Below are 16574 nucleotides of genomic sequence, written 5' to 3'. Positions count from 1 at the left end.
TGTGAAAAAAATAAGGTGTTAGGATGATTACATCCGACCAGGAGACCTAATGATATCGACTCCCATTCGACGATATGGGGCTGCGATACTCATGTTACTCACCACGGCATTTTCGGGTGAGGTGCTTGCGAAGACGCACACGGATACAACGAGTAAGAAAGCCCACGTTATAAAGACGACAAGTAGTAAGGTTAGCAGTAAACAAGAGTATTCTCGCAATAGTGCAAAGAGTAGTTCACTTCCTGATTTGCGAAAATACCCTTCCGGAACACCAAGGAAAAAAGCGTTTCTCCGGACGGTAATGCCTTACATCACGAGTCAAAATGCCGCGATTACTGCGGATCGTAACTGGCTGATTTCCAAACAGTACGATAGCCGCTGGTCGCCGTCAGAACGCGCGCGTCTGAAAGATATCACGAAGCGCTACAAGCTGAGCTGGAACGGTAACACGCGTCGTGTGCCGTGGAATTCTCTGCTGGAGCGTGTGGATATCATCCCGAATAGCATGGTTGCGACCATGGCGGCAGCCGAAAGCGGCTGGGGCACGTCAAAGCTGGCGCGTAGCAACAACAACCTTTTCGGCATGAAATGTGTGAAAGGTCGTTGTAACAATGCACCTGGTAAGGTGAAAGGCTATTCGCAGTTTGAATCCGTGAAGGATTCCGTGAGTGCCTACGTGGTGAATCTGAACACGCATCCGGCCTACTCATCGTTCCGTAAATCACGCGCACAGCTGCGTAAAGCGGATCAGGAAGTGACGGCCACGACGATGATCCACAAGCTGAAAGGTTATTCGACGAAGGGACAGAGCTATAACAACTATCTGTTCGCCATGTACCAGGATAACCAGCGCTTAATCGCCGCCCATATGTAATCTCAAAAAAACGCCTTCCACTGGAAGGCGTTTTCTTTTCTATATCAGCACCTCACTGTAGCGATCCCGGTACTCTTTTGGCGTGGTGTCATACTCTTTGCGAAACACTGAATAGAAATATTGCAGCGATGGGTAGCCGCACATCTGCGAGATTTCGTTGATCGACAGTGATGTGGAGATGAGCAGGCTGCGCGCTTTCTCCAGCTTCTCCGCATGGATGACAGCATGAATGGTTTCACCCACTTCTTCTTTGAAGCGCTTCTCCAGATTTGAACGAGAAATACCCACAGAGTCCAGCACCTGATCGACCTTAATCCCTTTGCAGGCGTGGTTGCGAATATAGTGCATGGCCTGAATGACGGCCGGGTCGCTTAAGGAACGATAGTCGGTTGAGCGGCGTTCTACGACGCGGACAGGAGGTACGAGCAACCGCTGAAGCGACAGGGATTCTTTATCCAGCAGGCGATGCAGTAACTTCGCTGCCTGATAGCCCATCTGACGCGTCCCTTGTGCAACGGAGGAAAGTGCCACGCGAGACAGATAGCGGGTAAGTTCTTCGTTATCAATGCCAATCACACACAGTTTTTCCGGCACCGGGATGTGCAAATGTTCGCAGACCTGCAAAACGTGGCGTGCGCGGGCGTCCGTGACGGCAATAATCCCGGTTTGCGGTGGCAGCGTTTGCAGCCAGTCAGCCAGACGGTTTTGCGCGTGCTGCCAGTTTTCAGGGGCGGTTTCCAGCCCCTGATACACTACGCCACGATACTTCTCCTGCGCGACCAACTGGCAAAACGCGTGTTCACGCTCAGCGGCCCAGCGCTTGCCGCTGGTGGCGGGTAAGCCATAAAACGCGAAGCGATGGACACCTTTCTCTTTTAAATGGAGAAACGCAGCCTCGACCAGGGCATGGTTATCGGTGGCAATATAGTGAACCGGCGGATAGTGTTCGGGGGAATGGTAAGAGCCGCCGACGCCCACTATCGGGACGTCGACGTCTGTCAGTAGTTGCTCAATGACGGGATCGTCATAGTCGGCGATAACGCCATCGCCCAGCCAGTCTTTGATGTTCTCCAGACGGGTACGAAAATCTTCCTCAATAAAGATATCCCATTCGGATTGCGACGCCTGCAAATATTCACCAACCCCTTCAACAACCTGACGGTCGTAGGCTTTGTTGGCATTGAATAACAACGTAATGCGGTGACGCTTTTCGAACATGGCTCTCTTCCCAATTAAGTCATAATACTGTTATCAGGCCCGTCGTTTGGTTGCCGAGTCCATCCAGACGGCGAGTAAAAGAATGGCTCCCTTGACGATATACTGCCAAAACGTCGGGACGTCCATCATACTCATCCCGTTATCCAGCGAAGCCATAATAAATGCGCCCATCACGGCCCCCGCCACGCTACCGATACCACCTGCGAGGCTGGTACCACCAATGACGCAGGCGGCGATAGCATCCAGTTCTGCGATGTTACCGGCGGAGGGAGAACCAGCCCCCAGACGTGAGCTGAGAATCAACCCGGCGATAGCAACCATCAGACCGTTAATGGCGAAGACCGCGAGTTTGGTTCGCTCGACATTGATCCCTGAGAGGCGGGCCGCTTCAAGATTGCCGCCGATGGCGTAAATACGGCGGCCAAACGCGGTACGCGTGGCCATAAACATGCCACCCAGCAGTAACAGTGCCAGCAGCAATACAGGTGTCGGGACACCGCGATAGTCATTCAGAAGCCAGATTGCACCCAGCACAATAACCGCCGTAAGGGCCTGACGCCCCACCACGGACGTTGATGCAGGAGAAGCCAGCCCCAGCGCCTGACGGCGCATGCGGCCACGCCACTGCCACGCGACAAACGCCAGCAAACCTACCACGCCAATCGTAAAGCCCACGCTATCGGAGAGGTAACTCTGACCAATCTGCGACATCGCCGCGCTGGTGGGGGAGACGGTGGTGCCGTTGGTAATGCCGATTAAGACCCCACGGAAGGCCAGCATCCCTGCCAGAGTGACAATGAACGACGGGACTTTACGGTAGGCAACCCACCAGCCGTTCCAGGCACCGAGCACAAGTCCCAGCACCAGCGTCACCGCAACGGTCAATGGCAGCGGCCAGCCAAGCCAGACGTCAAAAATTGCCGCCACGCCTCCGAGCAACCCCATCATCGAACCTACTGACAGATCGATCTCCGCTGAGATAATCACGAACACCATGCCCACAGCCAGAATGCCAGTGATGGCCGTCTGACGCAGCAGGTTAGAGACGTTACGCGCACTTAAGTACGACCCATCCGTCATCCACGTGAAGAACAACATGATGACGATAATCGCCGCGATCATCACGAAAACTTGCAGATTCAGCGCTTTTAGCCCCGCAAATGATCCGGGCGTCGGAACCGCGACTTTGATATCAGACGGATTGCTTTTCGACATGACGTTCGCTCCTTAAAGCGGCTTCCATCACCTGCTCCTGCGTCAGGTTCTGGTTAATCAGGTTGGCTTTCAGTTTTCCCTCGTGCATCACCAGCACGCGGTCACTCAGACCGAGCACTTCGGGTAATTCAGACGAGATGACAATGACGGCAATCCCTTGCTGTACAAGCTGATTAATCAGTTTGTAGATTTCATATTTGGCACCGATATCAATCCCGCGCGTTGGCTCATCAAGGATTAATATGCGTGGATTGAGAAGCAGGCAGCGCGCCAGAATTGCTTTCTGCTGGTTGCCCCCGCTCAGACGACCAATCGCCAGTTCCGGAGAGGATGTTTTTACCTTCAGTCGGGCGAGCGACTGGAGAATACACTGCTGCTCAGCGGCATCATCCAGGCTGCTCAGGGCACCGGAGAACTGATCAAGAGCTGCAAGGGTGATGTTTTTACCCACTGCCATGACCGGTACGATACCGTCTTTTTTGCGGTCTTCCGGCACCATGGCAATGCCACGGGCAATGGCCTGTTGACAGTTGTCGATTTTCACCGGCTGACCGTCGATATAAATAGTGCCCTCCCAACGTCCTGGCCACACGCCAAACAGACACTGTACGGCTTCGGTGCGACCGGCACCGACGAGACCCGCAATACCGAGGATTTCGCCGCTATGAAGTGAAAACGAGATGTTATTCACCCGCTTGATGTGACGGTTAACGGGGTGCCACGCGGTCAGGTTCTCCACCCGTAACACTTCATCACCTCTTGTGTGAGGCTCACTCGGATAGAGCGCCGTCAGCTCGCGTCCCACCATCATGGTGATGATGTCATCTTCACTCATGCCAGCCGCTTCGCGCGTGCCGATGTGTTGCCCGTCGCGGATCACGCAGATGGTGTCAGAAATGGCTTTGACCTCATTCAGCTTGTGCGAAATGTAGATGCAGGCGATACCGTGGTTTTGCAGATCGCGGATGATATCGAGCAGTACCGCCGTTTCCTGTTCGGTGAGCGACGCCGTTGGTTCATCAAGGATCAGCAGCCTGACCTGTTTATTCAGTGCTTTCGCTATTTCGACCAACTGCTGCTGCCCCAGGCCAAGATCGCCCACGCGAGTATTTGGTGAAATGCTGAGGCTCACCTGCGCCAGCAGCTTTTCACAGCGCAGCGTCATGGTGTCGTAGTCCAGCACGCCGTGGCGGGAAATCTCAGCCCCAAGGAAAATGTTCTCCAGCACGGTGAGATGCTTCACCAGTGCCAGTTCCTGGTGGATGATGGCGATGCCTTTACGTTCGGTATCGCGAATGTGTGTCGCCTGGATGACTTCACCGGCAAAGACAATTTCACCTTCGTAGCTGCCGTACGGGTAGATTCCGCACAACACTTTCATCAATGTTGATTTGCCCGAACCGTTTTCACCACACAGCGAAACTACTTCGCCGGGGTTCAGCCGGAGACTCACGTTGTCGACGGCTTTCACCGTACCGAAGCGCTTAGTGATGCTTTTCATTTCAAGTAAATAAGACATAACTGCTCCACGTAACCCGAGGGAAGAACAGTACAACGTGATGCGCCCCTGCAGAGCAGGGGCTGCGCCGGATTACAGTTCGCTCTTCTTGTGGAAACCGTCTTTAATGACAGTGGCATCAATGTTCTCTTTATTGACTTCAATGGGTGTGAGCAGGCGAGCCGGAACATCTTTCAGCCCGTTATTCAGCGTCGCGTCTGCTTTAGGCTGCTTACCATTACCCAGTTCTACGGCGATTTCCGCAGCTGTATTGGCAAGCTGGGTAATGGGTTTGTAGACCGTCATGGTTTGGGTGCCTGCGATAATACGTTTTACACCGGCCAGATCGGCATCCTGGCCCGATATCGCGACTTTACCGGCCAGCCCCTGGGCACTCAGTGCCTGGATAGCACCGCCTGCGGTGGCATCGTTGGAGGCCACAACCGCATCAATTTTGTTATTGTTGGCGGTCAGTGCGTTTTCCATAATTTTCAGCGCGTTTTCTGGCAGCCAGCCGTCGGCCCATTGATCGCCAACTACTTTGATTTTCCCATTGTCGATGTACGGCTTAAGGACTTTCATTTGCCCTTCGCGGAACAGTTTCGCGTTGTTATCCACCGGAGAACCGCCCATCAGGAAATAATTGCCCTGAGGTACCTTGTCGATCAGGCTTTGCGCTTGTAATTCACCGACTTTTTCATTGTCGAAAGAAATATAATAATCAATGTCCGCATTATTAATCATACGGTCATAAGCCAGGACTTTTATGCCTTCTTGTTTAGCTTCTTTCACCACGTTACTTAATACCTGGCCGTTATAGGGGATAATGACCAGGACATCAACGCCACGGTTGATCATATTCTCAATTTGCGACATTTGCGTTTCTTCATTGCCGTTAGCCGACTGAACAAACACGCTTGCACCGAGTGATTCTGCTTTTTTAACAAAAATATCGCGATCTTTTTGCCAGCGCTCCAGACGCAGATCGTCAATCGCCATACCGATTTTCACCTCCTTTGCATGTCCGGTAAAACTGGCCAGGAGGAGCGTTGTGCATAGAGTAAGGGTCAGGTTCTTTATCTTCATAATTATTAGGCCTTTTTGTAGGGGTATGTGTTGCTGAGATAAAAGAAACATTCACTACTGAGACGCAGCAAATTCTTAACGGGGAAAGGCGGGCTGGCAATTACAGATTTTTATCTTCTCATTATGATATTTGGTTTATTTCTGAATTTATGACCGCGATCGGATTTTAAAATACGTAACGTCTTAATTGCATTTGATTCTGGAATGCACACCGAAAAATAGTTTGCTTGCGCATTATTTTGCGAGCCAGTGCACAGTTGTGCATTCTCTCAATAGCAGTGTGAAATAACGTAATTGAGCAACCCAGAATGTCTATTCACTATTACTCCTGTATCTATGACTCACCGCATACCCCTGATTATGGAGCTCAATATGCAAGCTTATTTCGACCAACTCGATCGTGTTCGTTACGAAGGCCCAAAAACGACCAATCCTTTAGCATTTCGTCACTACAACCCGGATGAGCTGGTACTGGGTAAGCGCATGGAGGATCATCTGCGCTTTGCCGCCTGTTACTGGCATACCTTCTGCTGGAATGGCGCCGATATGTTCGGTGTGGGTTCCTTTGACCGCCCGTGGCAGCAGCCTGGTGAGGCCATCGAGCTGGCGAAGCGCAAAGCCGATGTGGCATTTGAATTCTTCCACAAGCTAAACGTGCCGTACTACTGCTTCCATGACGTGGACGTGTCGCCGGAAGGCGCGTCGCTGAAAGAGTATCTGAACAATTTTGCGCAGATGGTGGATGTGCTGGCGGCGAAACAGCAGCAAAGCGGTGTGAAGCTACTGTGGGGCACCGCAAACTGCTTCACCAATCCACGCTATGGTGCGGGCGCGGCAACCAATCCGGATCCGGAAGTGTTTAGCTGGGCGGCTACGCAGGTTGTGACGGCAATGAACGCCACGCATCAGTTGGGTGGTGAGAACTATGTTCTGTGGGGCGGTCGTGAAGGCTATGAAACCCTGCTCAACACCGATCTGCGCCAGGAACGCGAGCAGATTGGCCGCTTTATGCAGATGGTTGTCGAGCATAAGCACAAAATCGGTTTCCGCGGCACGCTGCTGATTGAGCCAAAACCGCAGGAACCGACGAAGCACCAGTATGACTACGATGTGGCGACCGTGTACGGCTTCCTGAAGCAGTTCGGCCTGGAAAAAGAGATTAAAGTTAACATTGAAGCCAACCATGCCACCCTGGCGGGTCACTCTTTCCATCACGAGATTGCCTCTGCTATTGCGCTGGGTATCTTCGGTTCTGTCGATGCTAACCGGGGCGATGCACAGCTGGGCTGGGATACAGACCAGTTCCCGAACAGCGTGGAAGAGAATGCGCTGGTGATGTATGAAATCATCAAAGCGGGTGGTTTCACCACGGGGGGCCTGAACTTTGACGCCAAAGTGCGTCGTCAGAGTACCGATAAATACGATCTGTTCTATGGCCACATTGGCGCGATGGACACGATGGCACTGGCGCTGAAAGTGGCCGCTCGTATGATTGAAGACGGTGAACTGGATAAACGCGTGGCGAAGCGTTACAGCGGCTGGAACAGTGAGCTGGGTCAGCAAATTTTGAAAGGCCAGTTATCACTTGCGGAAATCGCGAAGTACGCTGAACAACATCAACTGGCACCGCAGCACCAGAGTGGACACCAGGAGTTGCTGGAAAATCTGGTCAATCACTACCTGTTCGATAAATAACAGCATCCAGGCCCGGTAAGCACAGCGCCACCGGGCATTTTCACTTAAGGAATCCACTATATGTACATCGGGATCGATCTTGGCACATCGGGTGTGAAAGCCATCCTGTTAAGCGAGCAGGGCGACGTGTTAGCAACGCAGACGGAAACGCTGCAGGTTTCACGTCCGCATCCGCTGTGGTCGGAACAGGATCCGGAGCAGTGGTGGCAGGCGACGGATCGCGCAATCAAAGCCTTAGGTGAGCAACACAGTCTTCGTGACGTGAAAGCGCTGGGGATTGCCGGACAAATGCACGGCGCTACGCTGCTCGATAGCCAGCATCGTGTGCTTCGTCCTGCGATCCTCTGGAACGATGGCCGCTGTGCAGAAGAGTGTGCGCTTCTTGAGGCGAGTGTTCCTGACTCTCGTGAGATTACCGGCAACCTGATGATGCCTGGTTTTACTGCGCCCAAATTACTGTGGGTACAGCGTCATGAACCTGAGATTTTCCGTCAGGTGGCGAAAGTCCTGCTGCCGAAAGACTATCTGCGTTTTCGCATGACGGGCGATTTCGCCAGCGATATGTCCGATGCCGCCGGCACCATGTGGCTCGACGTGGCGAAACGCGACTGGAGCGAGACGATGCTGGATGCCTGCCATCTGACCCGTGAACATATGCCTGCGCTGTATGAAGGTTGTGAGGTGACAGGCACACTGCTGCCCACCGTTGCTGAACGCTGGAATATGCCTGCCGTACCGGTGGTGGCCGGTGGCGGTGATAACGCGGCTGGCGCTGTCGGTGTCGGCATGGTTGAAGCGGGGCAGGCGATGCTGTCGCTGGGAACCTCCGGCGTCTATTTTGCCGTCAGCGACGGATATCGCAGCAATCCTGAAAGTGCGGTACACAGCTTCTGTCATGCCCTTCCGGGGAAATGGCATTTGATGTCGGTCATGCTCAGTGCGGCGTCTTGCCTGGACTGGGCGGCGAAGTTGACCGGCATGGCTGACGTTCCGGCACTCATTTCTGCAGCTCAGCAGGCGGATGACGCTGCGGGTACCGTCTGGTTTTTACCGTATCTTTCCGGCGAGCGTACGCCGCACAACAACCCGGAAGCGAAAGGGGTGTTCTTTGGCTTAACCCATCAGCATGGCCCGGCAGAACTGGCGCGTGCGGTTCTGGAAGGCGTGGGTTATGCGCTGGCTGACGGAATGGACGTGGTGCATGACTGCGGCCTGAAACCGACGAGCGTCACCCTGATTGGCGGCGGTGCGCGAAGCCCTTACTGGCGACAGATGCTGGCGGATATCAGTGGATTGCAGCTGGATTTTCGCACCGGTGGTGATGTCGGCCCCGCGCTTGGTGCCGCGCGTCTGGCGCAGATAGCCATTCATCCGGAACAACCGCTTTCGCAACTGTTACCACAGCTTACGCTTGAACAGGCGCATCTGCCTGATGCGGTGCGCCATGCGCGGTACGCGGAAAGGCGCGACGTGTTCCGCAAAATCTATCAGCAGTTGCTGCCGCTGATGTCGTAAATTCGCTTGTCCGACAGAGGCACGAGGATGTCCTTTTTTGGTCTGTGCGTGCCTTACTTTCCTTGCCAGTATGGTAATACACCCACTGGCGAGGAGATCTCTCATGTCACGCATTGCCTTACTCAACATTGATACGCAGCAGTCATTCCATCATCGTAATTACTGGCAGGAGGACGACATTCCTGCCTTTCAGCAGGCGATGCTGGGGCTGATTGAAGGCTGCCAGGCACGCAATATTCCGGTCGTTGATATCTTTCATGTCGATGAAGATGGCCCTTTCACCCTACAGAGCGGCTATGTCAAACCGATGGCCTTTTTACGTCATCAACCTGATGTGGTTTTCCAGAAACATGTCCATAATGCCTTCACAGATACCGGGCTTGACCGCTGGTTGCGCGAGCGTGATATCAACCAGCTTATTATCTGCGGCATTCGCACTGAACAATGCTGTGAAACCACTGCACGCGTGGCATCCGATCTGGGTTATGCTGTGACCTTTGTTAGCGAGGCAATGCTTACATTTCCAATGACCTACAAGGGAATTACCCTTAGCGCAGCGGAAATTCGTCATCGTACTGAGACGGTGCTGTCCGGGCGTTTTGCCGAGATTAAAACAGTAGCGGAGACGCTGGAGTCATTGTAATGCACATCGACGTCTGGTTCGTGATGTTGCCCGGGGTGCTGTCATTAGATATGACGGGACCAGCGGAGACCTTTGTGCTGGCAGGCGACGCGTTTCACCTGCATTACATTGGTCCGCAACCGGAGGTGCCGACGTCGATAGGTCTGACGATGAGTGGCATTCAGCCCTTGCCGGAAAGCCTGCCTCCAGGCAGCCTGCTGGTCCTGCCGGGAGTGAGCGACTCCCGCTGTCAATTTTCAACGCCGCAGGCGCAGCAGATCCAGCACTGGTTGATGCGCCTGCAGCCGCAGATCCAACGCCAGGATATTACCGTGATGTGCGTCTGTTCAGGGGCGTTGCTGGCAGCAAAATCAGGCCTGCTGAATCACCGTCAGTGTACAACCCATCATGATGTTATTAACCGTTTACGCACTGCGGCTCCCACGGCGACGATTAAAGAAAACCGGATATTTGTGCAGGATGAGAATATCTGGACCAGCGCAGGGATCACCTCTGGCATCGATCTGGCGTTGCATATGATTAACCGCCTGTGCGGCCCGGAAAAGGCGCTGGCCGTGGCACGTGAGATGGTGGTCTGGTTCCGCCGTTCCGGAGATGACCCCCAGTTATCCCCGTGGTTGCGCTACCGCAATCATCTTCATCCGGCCATCCATCGTGCACAGGATGCACTCACCGCCGAGCCGCAAAAAACATGGAATTTGCCTGAGATCGCCGCCGTGGCGCATGTCAGCCCACGTCATCTAACCCGGCTTTTTCAGTCGCATTTAGGGATTAGCGTTCGCGATTATCTGGAGCAGTTGCGTCTGGCGGTGGCGGAGCAGTGGTTGTTGCAGGGGCGCGGTGTGGAGCAGGCTTCACTGGCGGCAGGGTTTTCCTCTCCGCGCCAGTACCATCGTGCCCGACAGCGAGGGGCTAACTAACGAAACGCCGCGTGTCTATTTTTTGCAGCAGCATCGACAGCAGCAGGCTGACAACCAGCGTGGCGACAAAAATCCAGATAATATCCAGCACCGGCCAGCTTTTCAGCTCAACGCCCCTCGTCCGTAGCGCGTGGATGATAAGCGCGTGAAAACCATAAATCCCCAGAGAATGCCGCGAGATAACGCTTAGCAAGGGCAGGGGACGTGTATTCAGGGTATTTTTGGCTAGCGTGAGGAGCGATACGGCACAGATAAAGACCATTGGTCCGCAATACAGGTACCAGGTATCGGCAAAATTGCCACGCCACTGCAACTCATGCAGCGTCCCGCGCGAAATAACGATGACGCCAGTGACAAACAACGCCCCACATAGCCAGTTCAGACCGCGTTTTTGCGTGTTCATCATGCCGATAGCGCGCCCCAGCATGCCGTACAGCACGTAGTAAAAAGTATCGCCGCTGATATAGAGGTTGACCGGTAACCACTCAAATCCGTCGATTTTCTGCGAGACTGTATTCGGGTTCGCGATAATGCCAATCACCACCATCAGAGCCAGAAGCATTTTGCCGCTGACGTTTTTCACCTGAATGAGCGGAGAGACCAGATAGATAACGATTATGGCGAAGAAGAACCACAGGTGGTAGAACACCGGTTTTTGCAGCACGTATTTCAGCGATAACCCGGCATTAATGGAAGTGAACAGGGTGATATAGAGCAAGGCAACGGCGCTGTAGAACCCCAGACAGGCAGCGATGCGGATGAAGTGCTTCGGTTGCGCGCTGCGCTCGCCAAAAAAGAGAAAGCCGGAAATCATAAAAAACAGCGGCACACTGACGCGTGACGCAGAGTTGAGAATATTGGCGATATCCCAGTTAACGGGGCTGATGCTGTGGGCATTCGTGACATACCAGGTCGTCGTGTGGATCATGACGACCATCAGACACGCGATTCCTCTCAGGTTATCAATCCAGTTAATTTTTGACTGCATCAGTTCCTCGTTTTCCCTGTAAATTGAGTGTGACTACCATTGTCCAAAAGTCTTCGTCTGGAAAATTCTGAGTTTTATTCAGCAGACTTGTAGGGAGGCCGCGAGATTCGCAGAATGCCGGACCATAATCTATAAAAGCTTTGATACTAAAAATAACAGCCACTGACCAGGGCGGTAATAAAAATGATGATGAAGCGTGTGGCGTCACTCTTTCTGCTGTTCATGCTGGCAGGATGCAGTGCGCCACAGGAAGCCCCCGTGCAAAAAGCGCAGCAGGGGAAAATAAGCCCGGAACGTTCGCTGAATATGGAACAGCTCTGTAAGGGGCAGGCGGCCCGGCGCTATAACTCGGACGTTCAGCAAATTGATGTCACCGGGTTTGAGCGCTTTCAGGGAAGTTACGAGCTGAGGGGGTATACATCCCGTAAAGAAGGCTTTATCTGCTCATTTGATGCGGACGGCCAGTTTTTACACCTCTCCATGCGTTAGCCTGCTCGTATAATCAACAGCCAGACGCCATCAGCGCTCTGGCTGGACGTCTTATTTCCCAATTTTCCCTAAACAAACCCGTTTCATACTGTATATCTTGCAGCCAGCGGGTATACTGGTCCCTTCCATTTAAAACCACACGTATCCAGCACGAAATACTATGCAAAAGTTTGATACCAAGACCTTCCAGGGCCTGATCCTGACCTTACAGGATTACTGGGCTCGTCAGGGCTGTACCATTGTTCAACCTTTGGACATGGAAGTCGGCGCAGGCACTTCACACCCGATGACCAGCCTACGCGCGTTGGGGCCAGAGCCAATGGCGACCGCGTATGTGCAGCCTTCCCGTCGTCCGACCGATGGTCGCTACGGTGAGAACCCGAACCGTCTGCAGCATTACTATCAGTTCCAGGTGGTGATTAAGCCATCACCAGACAATATTCAGGAACTGTACCTCGGGTCACTGAAAGAGCTGGGTATGGATCCAACCATTCACGACATTCGTTTCGTGGAAGACAACTGGGAAAACCCAACGCTGGGTGCCTGGGGTCTGGGTTGGGAAGTGTGGCTGAACGGTATGGAAGTGACCCAGTTCACTTACTTCCAGCAGGTTGGTGGTCTGGAATGTAAGCCGATCACCGGTGAAATCACTTACGGTCTGGAACGTCTGGCCATGTATATTCAGGGCGTAGACAGCGTTTACGACCTGGTCTGGAGCGACGGCCCGCTGGGTAAAACCACCTACGGCGACGTGTTCCATCAGAACGAAGTGGAGCAATCCACCTATAACTTCGAATACGCGGATGTGGACTTCCTGTTCACCTGCTTCGAGCAGTACGAGAAAGAAGCGCAGCAGCTGCTGGCGCTGGAGACTCCGCTGCCGCTGCCTGCTTACGAGCGTATTCTGAAGGCCGCCCACAGCTTCAACCTGCTGGACGCCCGCAAAGCCATCTCCGTGACTGAACGTCAGCGCTACATTCTGCGTATTCGTACCCTGACCAAAGCCGTTGCAGAAGCTTACTATGCGTCCCGTGAAGCCCTTGGCTTCCCGATGTGCAATCGAAACAAATAAGAGGCGGCCATGTCTGAGAAAACTTTCCTGGTGGAAATCGGCACTGAAGAGCTGCCACCAAAAGCCCTGCGCAGCCTGGCTGAATCTTTTGCTGCGAACGTGACCGCCGAGCTGGATAACGCTGGCCTGGCACACGGTAAAATTGAATGGTTTGCTGCACCGCGTCGTCTGGCGCTGAAAGTGGCAAATCTGGCGGCGTCTCAGCCGGATCGCGAAGTCGAAAAACGTGGCCCGGCAATTGCCCAGGCGTTTGACGCCGAAGGTAAACCGAGTAAAGCGGCTGAAGGCTGGGCACGTGGTTGCGGTATCACCGTTGATCAGGCTGAGCGTCTGACCACCGATAAAGGCGAGTGGCTGCTGTATCGTGCACATGTGAAAGGCGAAAGCGCGGAAGCGCTGCTGCCGGACATGATCGCGACCTCACTGGCTAAGCTGCCAATTCCTAAGCTGATGCGCTGGGGCGCGTCTGACGTACACTTCGTGCGTCCGGTGCACACAGTGACCCTGCTGCTGGGCGATACTGTTATTCCTGCCACCATTCTGGGTGTAGCGTCCGACCGTGTGATCCGTGGCCACCGCTTTATGGGCGAGCCTGAATTCACCATCGACAACGCCGATCAGTACCCAGAGATCCTGCTGGAACGCGGTAAAGTCATTGCTGACTACGAACAGCGTAAAGCAAAAATCAAAGCGGACGCAGAAGAGGCGGCACGCAAGATTGGCGGTAATGCCGATCTGAGCGACAGTCTGCTGGAAGAAGTGACCTCACTGGTAGAATGGCCGGTTGTACTGACCGCGAAGTTTGAAGAAAAATTCCTGGCTGTTCCGGCTGAAGCACTGGTGTACACCATGAAGGGTGACCAGAAGTACTTCCCGGTTTATGCCAACGACGGCAAACTGCTGCCAAACTTCATCTTCGTTGCCAATATCGAATCCAAAGATCCGATCCAGATTATCTCTGGTAACGAAAAAGTGGTTCGTCCACGTCTGGCGGATGCGGAGTTCTTCTTCAACACCGACCGTAAAAAGCGTCTGGAAGACAATCTGCCGCGCCTGCAAACCGTGCTGTTCCAGCAACAGTTGGGTACGCTGCGTGACAAAACTGACCGTATCGCGGAGCTTTCTGGCTGGATCGCACGTGAAATTGGTGCGGACGTAAACCACGCCACTCGTGCTGGCCTGCTGTCCAAGTGTGACCTGATGACCAACATGGTGTTCGAATTTACCGACACCCAGGGTGTGATGGGGATGCACTACGCGCGTCACGATGGCGAAGCGGAAGATGTGGCGGTTGCCCTGAACGAGCAGTATCAGCCGCGCTTTGCGGGTGACGAACTGCCATCTAATCCGGTGGCTTGCGCTGTCGCGATTGCCGATAAGATGGACACCCTGGCGGGTATCTTCGGCATTGGTCAGCATCCGAAAGGCGATAAAGACCCGTTCGCGCTGCGTCGTGCTGCGCTGGGCGTGCTGCGTATCATCGTTGAGAAGAACCTGAACCTGGATCTGCAGACCCTGACCGAAGAAGCGGTGCGTCTGTATGGTGACAAGCTGACCAACGCGAAAGTCGTGGATGATGTGATCGACTTTATGCTCGGTCGTTTCCGCGCCTGGTATCAGGACGAAGGCTACACCGTCGATACCATTCAGGCTGTACTGGCGCGTCGTCCAACTCGTCCGGCAGATTTCGATGCACGTATGAAGGCGGTTTCCCACTTCCGTACGCTGGAGGCGGCATCAGCCCTGGCGGCGGCCAACAAGCGTGTATCCAACATTCTGGCGAAGTCTGATGAAACGCTGAACGAGCGCGTGAACGCCGCGACCCTGAAAGAGCCGGAAGAGATCGCTCTGGCAATGCAGGTTGTGGTGCTGCGTGACAAGCTCGAGCCGTTCTTCGCTGAAGGTCGCTACCAGGAAGCGCTGGTAGAACTGGCGGAACTGCGTGACGTGATCGACGCCTTCTTCGAGAAAGTGATGGTGAACGTAGAAGATAAAGAACTGCGTATCAACCGTCTCTCAATGCTCGAAAAACTGCGTGAGCTGTTCCTGCGCGTGGCGGATATTTCGCTGCTGCAGTAATGTGCCCGTTGTTACAAATGCTAAAAACCCGCTTCGGCGGGTTTTTTTATGGGGCTTTTGTAGGCCGGATAAGCGCAGCGTCATCCGGCAGGTTTAGCCGATCGCGACTGTGCCTTCGTCCGTCTGCAGCCAGCGCGGTGCCTTCAGTGTATCGGCAAAGTAGCTGACCAGTTCGCACAGCAAATCTTCCATCACGATTTCAGATTGTCGCGGCAGTGAGCCGTTCATCAGCAACTGCGTAATCTCCTGACAGTAGCGCCCCAACTGATCGCATTCGGGTTCGAAAGCTGGAACGCGTGACGGGAGTTCCTTCACGGTCAGGCTGGCTTTTAAAGCGTCCGGAACCGGATCCAGAAGCGTGGGTTGCAGAAGATTCAGACAGGCATAGAGTCTGCCGTAAAGCGCCATTTTTGGAGCGGGTTCTTCGCAATCTACCAGTGCGTCGGTAAAACGTTCGCAGTTATCCGCCAGTTCGGTGAAGTCGGTCGCGTGGTTGAAGGGCAGAGTGAATAAAGAATGAGCGTGGGTTGGGGTAGTAGCCATATTGGCAGCCTCCGATAAGTGATAAAGCTTCCACCACGGGAAATGCTAATTTCGCTGGTGGTGGACTGAACAGAGTTAGCATTACCGGCCTTATCGGATACCGGCGCATCTTTCGATGCCCCTGCTCAGCCCACCATTGAGATGTAGCAAAGCATGCTGCACAAAATGTGCCGCCGATAAGATAAGCCAGGATGCTAAACCCGGCACCTGATTTTGCAGGTGCGAAGAGAACTTACTGCTCATCAAAACAGGCGGCAACAGATTTGAGCTATGTCACTGAGGATATTACCATTTCTGGAAAGAGGCTCGCAAAATTACCGCAATGAGAAGCATACTGCGGGCAGAGGTCTTACAGCGACGCCATGGTCCGGCTGTAAATCGCTGAGGCGTTTCCTGTAGGCCGGGGCGAGGCGCATGGATGCGCCGAGAGGGCGGGCTTTACAGGGATGTTACCTCCGCCCGTCCCCGATAAGCCGAAAGGAATAAGCCGAAGTTACCGCGTAGCGGCGATTTACCGCCGGGAGCCCGGGTCGCCAGGGTGGTGGCGACTGAGCCACCCTGGCACGTTCACAGGTATTGTCGTTACAGAGTAGCAAGGAACATAAAGTGAACGGAATAACCTCCACAGCCGTATGTTCCCCCTCACCCCAGCCCTCTCCCAATGTACAGTCCGGGGACATGGTGAACACTTGTTCGGGGACATGGTAGACACTTACAACTAAGGCATAAGAACCCGTTA

14 protein-coding genes and 1 pseudogene are annotated in these 16574 nt (G+C 53.8%); 8 read left to right on the top strand and 7 right to left on the bottom strand.

The window, feature by feature from the left end; all coding sequences use genetic code 11:
• Positions 1–49 precede the first annotated feature (49 nt).
• Positions 50–874: a protein bax gene (locus tag V6E55_RS20590; protein ID WP_032666887.1), complete on the top strand. Its 825-nt coding sequence runs from the start codon at positions 50–52 to the stop codon at positions 872–874.
• A gap of 39 nt (positions 875–913) precedes the next feature.
• On the opposite strand, the gene xylR is transcribed toward V6E55_RS20590, so the two are convergent.
• The 4 genes from xylR to xylF form a co-directional block, all read right to left on the bottom strand.
• Positions 914–2092 carry a D-xylose utilization transcriptional activator XylR gene (gene xylR, locus V6E55_RS20585; protein WP_114978934.1) on the bottom strand — a complete coding sequence of 393 codons (1179 nt, stop codon included), beginning with the start codon at positions 2090–2092 and terminating at the stop codon, positions 914–916.
• Positions 2093–2125: 33 nt separating this feature from the next.
• Positions 2126–3307: a xylose ABC transporter permease XylH gene (gene xylH, locus V6E55_RS20580; protein WP_114978933.1), complete on the bottom strand. Its 1182-nt coding sequence runs from the start codon at positions 3305–3307 to the stop codon at positions 2126–2128.
• Positions 3285–4826, bottom strand: a complete 1542-nt coding sequence (locus V6E55_RS20575) for a xylose ABC transporter ATP-binding protein (protein ID WP_316943780.1) — start codon at positions 4824–4826, stop codon at positions 3285–3287. The genes xylH and V6E55_RS20575 overlap by 23 nt, the downstream gene beginning before the upstream one ends.
• Before the next feature lie 72 nt (positions 4827–4898).
• Positions 4899–5891, bottom strand: coding sequence for a D-xylose ABC transporter substrate-binding protein (xylF, locus tag V6E55_RS20570; RefSeq protein WP_114979056.1), 993 nt, complete (start codon positions 5889–5891; stop codon positions 4899–4901).
• Positions 5892–6263: 372 nt separating this feature from the next.
• Here xylF and xylA point away from each other — a divergent pair, with 372 nt between their 5' ends.
• From xylA to V6E55_RS20550, 4 genes are all read left to right on the top strand, one after another.
• Complete coding sequence (gene xylA / locus V6E55_RS20565) at positions 6264–7586, top strand: xylose isomerase (RefSeq protein WP_014830210.1); 1323 nt, start codon at positions 6264–6266, stop codon at positions 7584–7586.
• A gap of 60 nt (positions 7587–7646) precedes the next feature.
• Positions 7647–9101, top strand: coding sequence for a xylulokinase (xylB, locus tag V6E55_RS20560; RefSeq protein WP_114978930.1), 1455 nt, complete (start codon positions 7647–7649; stop codon positions 9099–9101).
• A gap of 103 nt (positions 9102–9204) precedes the next feature.
• Positions 9205–9744, top strand: a complete 540-nt coding sequence (locus V6E55_RS20555) for an isochorismatase family protein (RefSeq protein ID WP_316943779.1) — start codon at positions 9205–9207, stop codon at positions 9742–9744.
• Positions 9744–10664 carry a GlxA family transcriptional regulator gene (locus V6E55_RS20550; RefSeq protein ID WP_316943778.1) on the top strand — a complete coding sequence of 307 codons (921 nt, stop codon included), beginning with the start codon at positions 9744–9746 and terminating at the stop codon, positions 10662–10664. Before V6E55_RS20555 ends, V6E55_RS20550 begins: the two co-directional genes overlap by 1 nt.
• On the opposite strand, the gene V6E55_RS20545 is transcribed toward V6E55_RS20550, so the two are convergent.
• Entirely contained in the window at positions 10657–11652 is a 996-nt protein-coding gene (locus tag V6E55_RS20545; protein WP_316943777.1) for an acyltransferase, read from the bottom strand. The genes V6E55_RS20550 and V6E55_RS20545 overlap by 8 nt on opposite strands.
• 183 nt (positions 11653–11835) lie before the next feature.
• Here V6E55_RS20545 and V6E55_RS20540 point away from each other — a divergent pair, with 183 nt between their 5' ends.
• The 3 genes from V6E55_RS20540 to glyS all read left to right on the top strand — a co-directional run bounded on the left by V6E55_RS20540 (position 11836) and on the right by glyS (position 15292).
• Positions 11836–12141, top strand: a complete 306-nt coding sequence (locus V6E55_RS20540) for a YsaB family lipoprotein (RefSeq protein WP_316943776.1) — start codon at positions 11836–11838, stop codon at positions 12139–12141.
• Between the two features lie 160 nt (positions 12142–12301).
• Positions 12302–13213: a glycine--tRNA ligase subunit alpha gene (glyQ, locus tag V6E55_RS20535; RefSeq protein ID WP_003860141.1), complete on the top strand. Its 912-nt coding sequence runs from the start codon at positions 12302–12304 to the stop codon at positions 13211–13213.
• Positions 13214–13222: 9 nt separating this feature from the next.
• Positions 13223–15292, top strand: a complete 2070-nt coding sequence (gene glyS / locus V6E55_RS20530) for a glycine--tRNA ligase subunit beta (protein WP_129996935.1) — start codon at positions 13223–13225, stop codon at positions 15290–15292.
• Between the two features lie 93 nt (positions 15293–15385).
• On the opposite strand, the gene V6E55_RS20525 is transcribed toward glyS, so the two are convergent.
• Both V6E55_RS20525 and V6E55_RS20520 read right to left on the bottom strand, forming a co-directional pair.
• Positions 15386–15763 carry a hypothetical protein gene (locus V6E55_RS20525; protein ID WP_332637323.1) on the bottom strand — a complete coding sequence of 126 codons (378 nt, stop codon included), beginning with the start codon at positions 15761–15763 and terminating at the stop codon, positions 15386–15388.
• Positions 15724–15948 (bottom strand): annotated as a pseudogene (locus V6E55_RS20520) (hypothetical protein); the annotation flags it as partial. The pseudogene V6E55_RS20520 and the gene V6E55_RS20525, both read right to left, overlap by 40 nt.
• Positions 15949–16574: the final 626 nt, after the last annotated feature.

This window comes from Enterobacter sp. 342, assembly GCF_036663495.1.
GTDB lineage: Bacteria > Pseudomonadota > Gammaproteobacteria > Enterobacterales > Enterobacteriaceae > Enterobacter.
The sequence above is the reverse complement of the archived record's forward strand: the minus strand, read 5'-3'. Positions and strand labels throughout refer to the sequence as shown.

What these genes read in the sequence shown, in the direction of transcription:
- V6E55_RS20590 (WP_032666887.1), top strand. Translation starts at nt 50, where the DNA reads ATGATATCGACTCCCATTCGACGATATGGGGCTGCGATACTCATGTTA.
- xylR (WP_114978934.1), bottom strand. Translation starts at nt 2,092, where the DNA reads ATGTTCGAAAAGCGTCACCGCATTACGTTGTTATTCAATGCCAACAAA.
- xylH (WP_114978933.1), bottom strand. Translation starts at nt 3,307, where the DNA reads ATGTCGAAAAGCAATCCGTCTGATATCAAAGTCGCGGTTCCGACGCCC.
- V6E55_RS20575 (WP_316943780.1), bottom strand. Translation starts at nt 4,826, where the DNA reads ATGTCTTATTTACTTGAAATGAAAAGCATCACTAAGCGCTTCGGTACG.
- xylF (WP_114979056.1), bottom strand. Translation starts at nt 5,891, where the DNA reads ATGAAGATAAAGAACCTGACCCTTACTCTATGCACAACGCTCCTCCTG.
- xylA (WP_014830210.1), top strand. Translation starts at nt 6,264, where the DNA reads ATGCAAGCTTATTTCGACCAACTCGATCGTGTTCGTTACGAAGGCCCA.
- xylB (WP_114978930.1), top strand. Translation starts at nt 7,647, where the DNA reads ATGTACATCGGGATCGATCTTGGCACATCGGGTGTGAAAGCCATCCTG.
- V6E55_RS20555 (WP_316943779.1), top strand. Translation starts at nt 9,205, where the DNA reads ATGTCACGCATTGCCTTACTCAACATTGATACGCAGCAGTCATTCCAT.
- V6E55_RS20550 (WP_316943778.1), top strand. Translation starts at nt 9,744, where the DNA reads ATGCACATCGACGTCTGGTTCGTGATGTTGCCCGGGGTGCTGTCATTA.
- V6E55_RS20545 (WP_316943777.1), bottom strand. Translation starts at nt 11,652, where the DNA reads ATGCAGTCAAAAATTAACTGGATTGATAACCTGAGAGGAATCGCGTGT.
- V6E55_RS20540 (WP_316943776.1), top strand. Translation starts at nt 11,836, where the DNA reads ATGATGATGAAGCGTGTGGCGTCACTCTTTCTGCTGTTCATGCTGGCA.
- glyQ (WP_003860141.1), top strand. Translation starts at nt 12,302, where the DNA reads ATGCAAAAGTTTGATACCAAGACCTTCCAGGGCCTGATCCTGACCTTA.
- glyS (WP_129996935.1), top strand. Translation starts at nt 13,223, where the DNA reads ATGTCTGAGAAAACTTTCCTGGTGGAAATCGGCACTGAAGAGCTGCCA.